This is a genomic window from Janibacter hoylei PVAS-1, assembly GCF_000297495.1.
Lineage (GTDB): Bacteria > Actinomycetota > Actinomycetes > Actinomycetales > Dermatophilaceae > Janibacter > Janibacter hoylei.
The window spans coordinates 1-10,995 of sequence record NZ_ALWX01000034.1; the positions used below are offsets into that span (position 1 = coordinate 1).

Consider the following 10,995-nt stretch of genomic DNA (forward strand, 5'->3'; position numbering starts at 1 on the left):
GARCCCAGCGACGCACAGACTCCTTGCCCACACCCTCACGGCGAGCGACGACCTCAGCAGCAGCGGTCAGCGACGGGTACTCCGGCAAGTGCTCTAACACCTGCCGCACACACCGCTCCTTGACCTTCGGATCGATCTTCTTCGGCATGGTTCGCATCCTTCCAACTCACAAGGATGCGGCGCGATACCTGGGGCGCTTCAAAGCCCGCGTGACGTTGGCGTCGTAACCAGTGTGGCGCGAAAGCGCCGAGCCGGTCGTCGTGCAGATGTCCGCGCAATCGAGATTGGCGCGGACGCACTTGGTGAGATCAGTGACTGTGTCCTCACTCAGACAGGCGTCGGCACAGGCGGCGCACGTCTGGGCGCACTCGAAGCAGGCTTGGATGCACTCGATCAACTTGGCTCTGTCGATGCCACCCAGATCTTTCGGGTAGGTCTCGAGCATCTGCTCCACGGTGTGCATGTCTGTACTCCTTCATTCGATGAGGCGACGCGACAACGGTGCATGCGGCACGCGTCGACGAGAGTCCTTGGGCTACCCCAGCGAGGTATGCCGAAACCTGCTCGCCTGGCACAGGAGCGAACAGCTGCTGGGCTATGTGCCCACGATTGGTCAGCATGCCCTGGTTCAAGATGTCGGGACCCTGCTCGAACTCGTCCTGCTCCATCCGACGCAGCCGTACATACTGCCAGGGGGTAAGGGTATGAAAGTTCACGAGGAGAAGGCGCGAAGGAAGGAAGATGGCATGACGACGGCCCATCGGAAGGTTCACGCGGCAGCGACTGCCGCGGCGGCAATTGCGCTGCTGGCAGGGTGCGGAGGAACGGCCGAGGATGACGCGACGCAGTCACCGCAGTCGTCGATGACGTCTGACTCGTCCGCGTCCAGCAGTGGGACCAGCGAGGCAATGGGTGGTCACAAGACTGATGGCGGACCTCCTCCAGAGGGCATCGAGCAGGCGAGTTCGCCGACGTATCCCGTGGGCACGAAGGTGACGTTGACTGCTGACCACATGTCGGGGATGAAGGGGGCCGATGCGACCATCTCGGGCGCCTTCGACACAACGGCCTACTCCATCAGCTACACGCCCACGGACGGCGGCCAGCGGATCACGGACCACAAGTGGGTCGTTCACGAGGAGCTGAAGGACCCCGGCGACGCGCCATTGGAAGCGGGTACCGAGGTCGTCCTGGATGCCGATCACATGGCCGGCATGGATGGCGCCGAGGCGACGATCGACAGCGCGAGCGATGAGACGGTGTACATGGTCGACCTCACGATGGATGGCATGAAGATGACCAATCACAAGTGGGTCGTGGAGAGCGAGATCCAGCCAGCCAAGTGACCTCGACGCTGAGATGCTGCTGAGTGCGCAGTCCGTGGCAGACGACGCCCCCCTTTTTTTGCGTCGATCCTCTGCTGGCTCACATAAGTTTTTTGTCTACAGGTCAAGAAGGGCGGATCGCGGTGTACGGGATCGTGGCGATGGCGCTGGTGGCGGTGTTCGCTGTGGCGTTCCTCTATGCGCTCCACCGGGCTGTCAATGTACTGGCCGAGCCACTAACGGTGCTCCCGGCGCAGTCGGGGTGGTTGCCCCAGGAACATGCGCTCTCCCGGTTCCACGCCCGCTGGTATCCCGCCTCCATCGTCTTCCTCGCCTTCGATGTCGAGATGTTGTTCATGTACCCGTGGGCAGTGGTCGTGGCCGAGGAGGGGATGACTGCGGTGGTGGAGATGTTCCTCTTCCTCGGAGCACTGCTCATCGCCGTGACGTGGGCTTGGCGGGAGGGGGTCTTCCGATGGGTCTGACCCGAATCCTCGCCCATCTGGCGGTCAACTCCGCCCGTGTCCTGATCGTCGAGGCACCGGGTCACTGGCTCACGCGCGTGGAGCTCGAGCAGCAGATGTTGCTCCGAGGCTGGTCTGCGGCATGGACGCCGGCGGATGCGGACGTGCTGGCGGTGTGCGGTGTGCCAGGTCCCGAGCTGGTAGAACTCGCGCAGCGCCTGTGGGAACAGATGCCCGGTCCGCGGGTGCGCGTCGACGTCGCCTCGTCGGCAGTTGTGGGTTCTGCTCTCGAGGACGCGGCAGCGCTCCTTCTCGATACCCCGCATCACCGGGCGGATGCCCGGGAGAGGGCGCAGGAGCCTCGGATTCCTGAGGACCACGGTCAAATGGGCCACGAGGGCATGAACCACGAGGGCATGGACCACGGTGGGCACGAGGGCATGAACCACGAGGCCATGGACCACGAGGGCATGGACCACGCGGGCCACGGGGGGTCATAGCGGAATGGACATGGCCCCGGCCGGGATCGCGCTGGCCCAAGGTGGTCAGGACCGGGACGGTCTGGAGATGGATGTCCTGCATCTCCCGCTCGGTCCTGTGCTTCCGTTTTGGCCGGCTGGGCTGGTGCTGTGCTGCTCGCTGCAAGGTGATGTCGTCGTCGACGCTGCGGCGTCCGTCGTTGACGGTGCGGGCCAGGCGGCCGGCAGCAAGGAGCCCCAGGCCCCACCGGTGCCTGCGTCTGCGGTGCGGTGCGATGGCGTCATGGCGCTGCTGGCGTTGGCCGGGGCGGATGACGCGGCGGCGCGTGCTCGCCGGGCCCGGGACGCCCTGGTGCGTGGCGATCAGGGTGCCGCCCGGGATGTCGTCGAGCGGTTGCACCGTACGGTGCGGAGATCGTGGTTGCTGCGCTGGTCCCTGCGGGGGGTGCTGGTCCTCGATCCGTCCGATCTGGCACGGCACGGCCTGCCGGAGGGTTGCCGGGGAGACGCCCACGATCGCCTGTCGTCCATGGTGGAAGGGCTCCGGAGCGAGGTGTGCGGCGGCGCAGTCCCGGCGGCCGTGGAGTCTGGCGCAGTGCCGTGGGAGAGGATGCCGCATCTGGTGACCGGGTTGGAGCTGGCCACCGTGCGTCTGGCCGTGGCCAGCTTGAATCTGGAACCCTTCTCGACCGTCCAGGAGACGGGGCATGCCTGAGAGTGGCGATGGTGATCGTTGCTGTGGGGTGGGCCGTGGTGACCGGCATCCTCCTGTGCGCTCTGGCCTACGTCGCGGTGACTCTCGATGCCGTGCTCTCGGCCCGGCAGCAGGGTGTGCGCGGCGGGTGGACCGCGCCACTGAGCCGCGCTGCGCGGCTGTTGCGGCAACGCCGACGCACCACCGTGGCCGCGGACACCCTGCTGTGGCGAGTCGGTGGCGCCGGGATGTTCATCGGCGCGTTCTTGATCGTCGCGGTCATCCCGATGGGCCGGTGGGTGCTGGCCGATCCCGATGTGGGCATCGTGTGGTTCAACGTCGTCGACGTCATGGTCTGGGCCCTGGTGTGGCTGACCGGGTGGGGCGCAAACTCCACCCACAGCCTGGTGGGCGGCTACCGCTTCCTGGCCCACGGACTGGCCTACGAGCTGCCGCTGATGTTCGCCCTGGTCGCTCCGGCGATCGCCGCCGGCAGCCTGGGTGTCGGGGATGTGGTGGCCGCCCAGGACGGCCTGTGGTTCGTCGTGTGGATGCCGGTGGCCTTCCTCGTCTACCTAGTGGGCGTGACGGGGTTCTCCGTGTGGGGACCGTTCGCTCCCGCGCTGGCAGCAGACATCGCCGGTGGGGTGCTGGCCGAGCTCTCGGCCGTGGACCGTCTCGTCTTCCAGGCCGGGCGCTACCTGTTCCTGGCGGCTGGAGCAGCCTTCTCGGTGCCGCTGTTCCTGGGCGGTGGCTCCGGGCCGGTGTTGCCCGGCTGGGCCTGGGTGCTGGTCAAGACCGTGGCTGTGCTGGCCGTGCTGGTGTGGCTGCGCCGAAAGGTTCCGCTGGTGCGCCCGGACCGGTTCATGGAGATCGGGTGGATGGTGCTGCTCCCCGCGGTCGTGGTCCAGGACCTGCTCGTGTCCCTCATCGTCGTGTCGGGAGGTTGAGCCGTGCTGACCGGAGTGGCGTTCTGGGTGCTGGCCGTGGTGGCCGTGGCCGCGGGCGTGGCCGTGTTCGTGGTGGACTCCATGGCACGAGCCACGTACGCCCTGGCCCTGTCGTTCATCGCCGTGGGAGTGCAGATCCTCCTGCTGGAGCAGGGCTACCTGGGGCTCATCACGATCCTGATGATGGTGATGGAGATGGCGGTGATGGCCATCTACATGGTGATGTTCATGGGGATGAATCCCGCGCTGATGCCCATGGACATGACCCACGGGAAGAAGACGGCGATTGGTGCATCGGTCGGAGCCTTCGTGCTGCTGGCCAGTGGTGCGCTGCTCATCCCCTGGCCACAGCGCCGTGGCGCCGTTCCCGAGGATCTCACCCGCGCGCTCGGTCTGGAGATCATGGGCGAGAAGATGTTGGTCATGGCCGTGCTGGGTCCGGTCATGGTCGCGACCATCGTGGCCGGGGTGGTCCTGGCTGCCCACCGCAGCCGCTATGACCGGTTCGGCGATGATCTGCGCCGCCGCCCGGCCGACGATCCCCAGCCGGGGGGTGTGGGCCGGTGACCCTCGAGGCTGTGCTGGTGGTGGCTGCCGCCCTGTTCGCGGTGGGCCTGTATGGCGCCCTGTCCCAGCAGGTCGTGGTGATGGTGATGATGGGCTTGGAGCTGATGATCAACGGGGTGCTCCTGGCTGCCGCCGGGTTCTGGTTCTTCTTGGCCCCGGATCCGACCGGGCAGGTCTTGCTGCTGGTGGTGCTGGCCGCGATGACGGTGGAGATGGCCATGGGCTTCGCGGTGGCCACGCTGCTGCACCGACGGCGCCAGACGGACATGACCGACATGGCTGAGGAGCTGTCCGGATGAGCGGGCCCCAGGCCGTCCTGCTGGCGATGGTGGTGCTCCCGGCCACGGTGGGCGGCGTGCTCGCCCTCGCCCGCCCGCGCCGCGGTGCGGTACCGATCGCGCTGGTGACCTCCGGGCTCGCGACTGTCTTGGCGTTCGCCACTGCGCTGGCGCGGCCGGCCGTGTCCTACCCCTTCGTCGTTGGCGCTGACTTCGCGCTGGACGTCGATGCCCTCGCGGCGCTGGTCGTGCCGATGATCGCCTCCGTGACCTTCCTGGTCCTCGTCTTCTCGGCCGGGAACATTCGGGAGTCCCGGGGTCGCTTCCACGGGCTGATGCTCATCTTCGCGGCGGCCGCCCTGGTCACGGCGACCGCCGCCAGCATCCCGGCGCTGCTGTTCGCCTGGGAGGTGATGGGCGCGACTTCCTACGCCCTGATCGGCTTCTGGTGGCGAGATGTTGACCGTGTCTCAGCAGGCCTCACTGCCTTCATCACGACGCGCACAGCTGACTTGGGCCTCTACGTCGCCGCGGGCGCCGCCCTGGCCGGCGGGACGGGCATGGCCCTGGCCGACCTGCCGGCCGCCCAAGGGCCGTGGCGGGATGTCGCCGCCGCCGGGATCCTGGTGGCGGCACTGGGCAAGGCAGCGCAGCTGCCCTTCTCCTTCTGGCTCTCCGGAGCAATGAAAGGACCCAGCCCGGTCAGCGCGCTGCTGCACTCCGCAGCGATGGTCGCCATGGGTGGCTACCTGCTGTTGCGCGTGGAGCCCCTGCTGGCCGCGACCGGGTGGGCCGGGCCGCTGACCGCGTGGGTCGGCGTGCTCACGGCGGCGCTCATGGGGCTCGTGGCGTTGGCACAGCGGGATCTCAAGCAGTTGTTGGCCGCTTCCACGGCCGCCCAGCTGGGCTTCGTGGTGCTCGCTGCCGGTGTCGGCGCGGTCAGTGGCGGCGTCGCCCACTTGGTGGCGCACGCCTCGGTCAAGGCACTGCTGTTCCTGGCTGCGGGCGCCTGGCTGACCGCGTTGGGGAGCGAGGACCTTAGGCAACTGCGGGGTGTCGCCCGTCGGTGGCCGGTCGTGGGGGTGGCCGCGAGCGTGGCGGCGCTGGCTCTGGCCGGGATCGCACCGTTGTCCCTGTGGGCGACCAAGGATGCTGTGCTCACGGCCGCGCTCGAGTCATCCCCGTGGCTCTACGCTGCAGGACTGGTCGCCGCGGCATTGTCGGCCGCCTATGCCGGCAAGGCCCTGTGGGCGATCTGGCGGCGCGGTGCCCGCGCCGAAGCGCGGGCCGACGACGCCGGCGAGGTAGGCGCCTGGGAGCAGGCCCCGCTGGTCGTGTTTGCCGTTGGCGCGGTCGTGCTGGGTGTGCTCGCCCTGCCTCCGATCAGTGGCATGCTCGCCGGCGCCCTGGGCGGCCACGCTCAGATCCCGACCGTCGAGCTGGCCGTCTCTGCCGTGATCGCAGTGGTCGTGGTGCTGCTGATGCTGCGAGTGCGTGCCCCCGCGCCGAGGTGGGCTCGGCGGTGGCTGGGGCTGGAAGCGGCGGCGCAGGCCGTCGTGGTGCGCCCGTCCTTGACCGTGGCGCACGCTCTGACGCGGTTCGACGACCACGTCCTGGACCGGGCCGTGAATGCCGTGGCCGGATCGGTCCTCATGCTGGCGCGGTCAGCTGCCCGCGTCGACGACCACGTCCTGGACCGGGCCGTGAATGCCGTGGCCGGGTCGGTCCTCATGCTGGCGCGGTCAGCTGCCCGCGTCGATGACCACGTCCTGGACCGGGTCGTGTCGGCTATCGCCGGCCGGGTTCGCCGACTCGGGCACCTGGCGCGGGCCCCGCAGACAGGGGCCATCCACCAATACTTCCTCCAGACCGTCGCGGTGCTGGCCGCCGGCGCCGTGGTCTGGTCCGTCTACGCCGTGATGGGTTGAGCATGCTGAGTCTGATCGTCTTCCTTCCCCTGGCCGTCGCCGTAGTCGTGGCTGCGGTTCCCTCGCTCGGCGCCGCGGCCGCGCGGTGGGTGTGGGTCGCGGTCAGCGCCGTGGAGGTGGTGCTCGTCGGCGTCCTCTGGGCCGGGTATGAGGATCCGGGGCCGAACGGGTTGGCATTCGAGGAGCAGGTGCCGTGGATCCCGGGGGTCGGCAGCAGCTACCACGTCGGCGTGGACGGGCTCTCGTTGCCGCTGGTGGCCATGACGGCGGTCATCTTCCTCGCGTGCGCCGTCTACGCTCTTCGGGACGGTGAGCGGCCCCGCGCGCAGACGGCTCTGTTCCTGTTCCTGCAGGGCGTGAGTCTCGGGGTGTTCGTGGCTGCCGACCTCATCGTGTTCTTCGTCTTCTTCGATCTGTCCATCGTGGGCATGTACTTCGTCATCGCTGGGTGGGGTCACGGGAATGCCGCCCGTTCGGCACTGAAGTTCTTCCTCTACACCTTCCTGGGGTCCCTCGCCCTGCTGCTGGGCTTCATCGGCCTGTACGTGGCCTCGGATCCCCACACCTTCGACATCCCCGAGCTCGTCGCGGCCACGCCGCTGGAGGACAGCCCGCTGGCCGGAGGCTGGTGCTGGCGGCGATCCTGGTGGGTCTGGCCGTGAAGACCCCCACCGTGCCCTTCCACACCTGGCTGCCCCCCGCCCACACCGACGCCCCGGCCACCGGCTCGGCGGTGCTGGCCGGGGTGCTGCTGAAGATGGGCACCTATGGCTTCGTGCGCATCGCCATGCCGATCCTGCCCGAGGCGTGGCGGGCATGGGCCTGGGTGATCGTGGTGGTCGGCATCGTCTCGGTGCTGTACGGAGCATTCGTGGCACTGGCCCAGACCAACCTCAAACGCATGATCGCCTACACCTCCGTGAACCACATGGGCTACATCGTCCTGGCCCTGGGCGCGGTCGGCCTCATCGCCGGTGACACCGCCCAGGCCCGTTCAGTGGCCGTCACCGGCGCGGTTGTGCAGATGGTCAGCCATGGGCTGATCGCCGCCGCGCTCTTCCTCCTGGCCGGGGTGATGCGCACCCGCGCCGGCACCTACGACATGGGTGCCTACGGTGGCCTGGCTACACCCGCGCCGCGTTTCGCGGCACTGTTCGCGATCGCGGCGTTCGCCTCGTTGGGCCTGCCCGGGTTGTCCGGGTTCATCGCTGAGTTCCAGATCTTTGCCGGCAGCATCGCCGTCGCCCCGGTCACCGCGATCGCTCTGCCGGGCATCCTCGTCACTGCCGCCCTGTTCCTGTTAGCGCTGCAGCGAGTCTTCACCGGCCCCACGCAGGGCCAGTCGCCCGGGTTCGCGGACCTGCACGGTCGAGAGCTGTGGTCGATCGGCCCACTGCTGGCCCTGTCCCTGCTCATCGGCGTCCTGCCGCAGTTACTGCTCGGGGTCATCGAGCCGGCCTCGGCCGCCCTTGTCGACCTGGTCGGCAGGTAACCGTGGACGCCTCGATGCAGATGCGCCCCGAACTGTTGCTCCCGGAGATCCTCACCTTCCTCGGTGGCCTGATCGTCCTGCTGGGCGGCTCGTTCCTGCCCAGACATCGGCAGTGGATCGCCCGCGCCGTGGCCGCCCTGGCGCTACTGGGTGCCGCGACCGCGGCGGCCCTGGCCATGGCCGGGCCCGCGCAGACCGCATTCTCGGGAACCTCCGCCGTGGACACCGCCACCGGCGCCGCCCGGGTGATCGCCGCGTTGGCCACCCTGCTGGTCCTGGGCGTGGCCTCCGGAGAGATCGCCGACGCCCCCCGGGAGTCCGACACCTACGCCCTGCTGCTCTTCGCCACCACCGGGGTCATGGTCCTGGCCGCGACCACCGACCTGCTCGTGCTCATCGTCGGATTCCTCCTGGCCAGCATCCCCCTGTACGGGATCGTGGGCCTGACCGGCGGTCGCTCAGGGGCCGAGGCCGCCATGAAGACCTACCTCATGGGTGCGCTGTCCGGGATCCTGCTCATGCTCGGGGTCACCCTCCTCTACGCCCTGACCGGCGCCACCGACTACGCCCAGCTCAAAGACGAACTACCTGGCGCCCCGGCCGCAGCCGTGGGCGCGGGCGTGTTGTGCGTGCTCACCGGGCTGCTGTTCAAGGCCGGCGGAGCGCCCGTCCACTTCTGGATCCCCGACGCCGCACAAGGCACCGGCGTGACCGCCGCGACCTTCCTCACCACCGTGCCCAAGATCGGAGCACTGGTGGCCATCTACCGGTTCGTGGCCACGATCTCTGCCGGGAACGAGACATGGTTGATCGTCACGGCAGCCCTGGCCACGGCCTCGATGTTCCTGGGCAACCTCGCCGCCTACTGGCAGCGTGATCCCCGCCGGCTGCTGGGCTGGTCGACCGTGGCCCAGGTCGGGTTCCTCCTCGTTCCTGTGGCCGCCGCCGGCCGCAGTGACCTCGCCCTGCCCTCACTGCTGTTCTATCTCGCCGCCTACGCCCTGACCAACGTGGCCGCCTTCGCGGTCACCGCGGCCCTTCCCGAGCGCCGAGACCTGACCGCCTACCGCGGGCTGGTCCACGAACGCCCCGGGCTCGCACTCGCCCTGCTCGTCGCACTGCTCGGCCTAGTGGGCACCCCACCGACGGCCGTGTTCGTCGGCAAGCTCACCACCGCCACCGCCGCTTGGGACGGTGGACACAGCTGGCTGGCCCTGCTCGTGATGCTCAACAGCCTGCTCAGCCTCTTCTACTACCTCCGCTGGTTCGGTCCCGTCTTCGCCCGCCCCACCCAGGAATCCGCGACCCGTCGCCGCACGGGCGGGGACGCCTGGGCTGCCGCCACCGCCGGTGTCGCCGCCACCGCGAGCCTGGCCCTCGGGATCGTTGCCGGCACCCTGTGGACGGCTCTAGAGGGGCCGTTGCTGCTCTAGTGTCGCGTTCCTGAAGTGCTTGGGGGCTTAGCATCTGGAGAGCGCTCCTGATGCAGCAAGTGGCAGACAACTTGCTGTTTGTTGCTGCTGTCGCGTCTCAAACTTCTTGGCAGACCGGTTATGAGGGCATGATCGGCGTGACCGAGGAGGAGATGGCCTATGGGTCGACCACCTGTGATCCCGGCGAGAGAAGAAGACCAGGATCGTGCTGAGTGTCTTGGCAGGCGAGATGAGCATCGCCGAAGCGGCGCGCAAGGAGAAGGTCTCCGAGCAGTCGATCGGCCGCTGGAAGGCTGAGTTCCTGGAGGCGGGACGAACCGCGCTGGCCTCGGGCCGGACCGGTCCCTCGACCCGGGAGGAGCAGCTGGAGGCGGAGATCGCCGAGCTGACCACCGCATTGGGTGAGGCCCATCTTGAGGCGCGGGTGTGGAAGAAGAGCGCTGAGGGCCGCCTGGGCCCTTCGAGGACCTCGAGGTAATCCGTACCGAGGCGGGGATGCCGACCACGAGGTTCTGCGCACTGGTCGGCATCCCCGAACGGACCTACCGTCGCTGGCAGGCCCACGCCCGCGCCGGGCGCCCCGCCAAGGGGCCCTGACCGCAGCCGGCCCGCGAGGCATCCCGGGAGGTGATCGCTGGCCTGGCGGCCAAGCACGCCGCGTGGGGCCACCGCAAGATCTGGGCCATGGCCCGCCACGGCGGCCACCGGGTGTCGATGTCGACCACGGCGCGAATCCTGGACGACGCCGGGTTGTTGCTGAAGGCGGACTACCAGCGGGAACGTCGTGACCTGGCCCAGCAGCGCAAGGCCGCGTTCGCCAAGACCCCGACGGGTCCGAACATGGTCTGACAGTTCGACTTCTCCGAGTACGAGACCGCCACGGGCGGGACCTGGCGAGTCGCGGGGATCGCGGACTACTGGTCCAAGTACGAGTTCGGGTGGCACTGGTCACCGACCGCGAACAAGCACGACGCGGTCGCCGCGGTCGAGCTCGCGCTGGCGGAGGCGGCCTCGATGCTGCCTGAGGGGCTGGACCTGCTGGAGTACCTCACCGACCCCGTCACCGGGGAGGTCGTGCCCATCACGTTGGTGGCCGACAACGGTGGCCCGTTCCGCTCAGCCACTGGATCGCCCCGGGTTGGGTGGAGGGCTTGATCTCCCCAGGAGGATGGAGTCATGCCTGCACCGAGGAAGTATCCCGATGAGATTCGTCAGCGAGCTGTGAGGCTGGTGCGTGACCGTCTTGCGGCCGAGCCGGGGTTGCCGGTCTCTCGTGCCTGTCGGCTCGTGGGTGAGCAGCTGGGCATCAATGGCGACACGCTGCGTAACTGGGTCCAGCGCGACCGGATCGATACTGGCGACCTGGCGGGCGCGACCAGCGCGGA

The 10,995-nt window shown here is 68.7% G+C and carries 14 protein-coding genes and 1 pseudogene; 14 read left to right on the forward strand and 1 reads right to left on the reverse strand.

The genetic code is table 11. The annotated features are described in order from the left end of the window. Nucleotides 1-199: 199 nt before the first annotated feature. Nucleotides 200-463 (reverse strand): annotated as a pseudogene (locus tag B277_RS07785) (four-helix bundle copper-binding protein); the annotation flags it as partial. Between the two features lie 283 nt (nucleotides 464-746). On the opposite strand from B277_RS07785, the gene B277_RS07790 reads away from it, so the two are divergent. The 14 genes from B277_RS07790 to B277_RS20305 form a co-directional block, all read left to right on the forward strand. Next, entirely contained in the window at nucleotides 747-1,346 is a 600-nt protein-coding gene (locus B277_RS07790) for a YdhK family protein (protein ID WP_083853692.1), read from the forward strand. Between the two features lie 122 nt (nucleotides 1,347-1,468). Further along, entirely contained in the window at nucleotides 1,469-1,810 is a 342-nt protein-coding gene (locus B277_RS07795) for an NADH-quinone oxidoreductase subunit A (RefSeq protein WP_007926989.1), read from the forward strand. Then, nucleotides 1,801-2,289: a hypothetical protein gene (locus tag B277_RS07800; RefSeq protein ID WP_040881138.1), complete on the forward strand. Its 489-nt coding sequence runs from the start codon at nucleotides 1,801-1,803 to the stop codon at nucleotides 2,287-2,289. The genes B277_RS07795 and B277_RS07800 overlap by 10 nt, the downstream gene beginning before the upstream one ends. A 4-nt stretch (nucleotides 2,290-2,293) precedes the next feature. Next, complete coding sequence (locus tag B277_RS07805; protein ID WP_040881140.1) at nucleotides 2,294-2,983, forward strand: hypothetical protein; 690 nt, start codon at nucleotides 2,294-2,296, stop codon at nucleotides 2,981-2,983. 38 nt (nucleotides 2,984-3,021) lie between these two features. Continuing rightward, a complete protein-coding gene (locus B277_RS07810) occupies nucleotides 3,022-3,912 on the forward strand; it encodes a complex I subunit 1 family protein (protein ID WP_238148161.1) in 891 nt (296 codons plus the stop codon). A 3-nt stretch (nucleotides 3,913-3,915) separates the two neighbouring features. Beyond that, nucleotides 3,916-4,479, forward strand: coding sequence for an NADH-quinone oxidoreductase subunit J (locus tag B277_RS07815; RefSeq protein ID WP_007926994.1), 564 nt, complete (start codon nucleotides 3,916-3,918; stop codon nucleotides 4,477-4,479). After that, the gene (locus tag B277_RS07820; RefSeq protein ID WP_007926995.1) at nucleotides 4,476-4,778 is read left to right on the forward strand and encodes an NADH-quinone oxidoreductase subunit NuoK; all 303 of its coding nucleotides are present in this window, start codon (nucleotides 4,476-4,478) and stop codon (nucleotides 4,776-4,778) included. Before B277_RS07815 ends, B277_RS07820 begins: the two co-directional genes overlap by 4 nt. Further along, nucleotides 4,775-6,685, forward strand: coding sequence for an NADH-quinone oxidoreductase subunit 5 family protein (locus B277_RS07825; RefSeq protein ID WP_007926997.1), 1,911 nt, complete (start codon nucleotides 4,775-4,777; stop codon nucleotides 6,683-6,685). The genes B277_RS07820 and B277_RS07825 overlap by 4 nt, the downstream gene beginning before the upstream one ends. Before the next feature lie 2 nt (nucleotides 6,686-6,687). Beyond that, entirely contained in the window at nucleotides 6,688-7,347 is a 660-nt protein-coding gene (locus B277_RS19535) for a proton-conducting transporter transmembrane domain-containing protein (protein WP_274517174.1), read from the forward strand. After that, on the forward strand, nucleotides 7,314-8,177 hold the full coding sequence (locus B277_RS07830; RefSeq protein ID WP_274517175.1) for a complex I subunit 4 family protein: 864 nt from the start codon (nucleotides 7,314-7,316) through the stop codon (nucleotides 8,175-8,177). Before B277_RS19535 ends, B277_RS07830 begins: the two co-directional genes overlap by 34 nt. 14 nt (nucleotides 8,178-8,191) lie before the next feature. Next, a complete protein-coding gene (locus tag B277_RS07835; protein WP_192899856.1) occupies nucleotides 8,192-9,610 on the forward strand; it encodes an NADH-quinone oxidoreductase subunit N in 1,419 nt (472 codons plus the stop codon). Between the two features lie 229 nt (nucleotides 9,611-9,839). Further along, entirely contained in the window at nucleotides 9,840-10,088 is a 249-nt protein-coding gene (locus B277_RS07840; RefSeq protein ID WP_238148162.1) for a helix-turn-helix domain-containing protein, read from the forward strand. 149 nt (nucleotides 10,089-10,237) lie between these two features. Next, nucleotides 10,238-10,459 carry an IS3 family transposase gene (locus B277_RS15955; protein ID WP_007927003.1) on the forward strand — a complete coding sequence of 74 codons (222 nt, stop codon included), beginning with the start codon at nucleotides 10,238-10,240 and terminating at the stop codon, nucleotides 10,457-10,459. Between the two features lie 327 nt (nucleotides 10,460-10,786). Beyond that, nucleotides 10,787-10,995, forward strand: a 209-nt coding sequence (locus B277_RS20305) for a transposase (RefSeq protein ID WP_156811758.1), incomplete at its 3' end; no start/stop codon positions are given.

Excerpts from the sequence above, each read along its gene's own strand:
- B277_RS07790 (WP_083853692.1), top strand. The coding sequence starts at position 747 with ATGACGACGGCCCATCGGAAGGTTCACGCGGCAGCGACTGCCGCGGCG.
- B277_RS07800 (WP_040881138.1), top strand. The coding sequence starts at position 1,801 with ATGGGTCTGACCCGAATCCTCGCCCATCTGGCGGTCAACTCCGCCCGT.
- B277_RS07805 (WP_040881140.1), top strand. The coding sequence starts at position 2,294 with ATGGACATGGCCCCGGCCGGGATCGCGCTGGCCCAAGGTGGTCAGGAC.
- B277_RS07825 (WP_007926997.1), top strand. The coding sequence starts at position 4,775 with ATGAGCGGGCCCCAGGCCGTCCTGCTGGCGATGGTGGTGCTCCCGGCC.
- B277_RS19535 (WP_274517174.1), top strand. The coding sequence starts at position 6,688 with ATGCTGAGTCTGATCGTCTTCCTTCCCCTGGCCGTCGCCGTAGTCGTG.
- B277_RS07835 (WP_192899856.1), top strand. The coding sequence starts at position 8,192 with ATGCAGATGCGCCCCGAACTGTTGCTCCCGGAGATCCTCACCTTCCTC.
- B277_RS07840 (WP_238148162.1), top strand. The coding sequence starts at position 9,840 with ATGAGCATCGCCGAAGCGGCGCGCAAGGAGAAGGTCTCCGAGCAGTCG.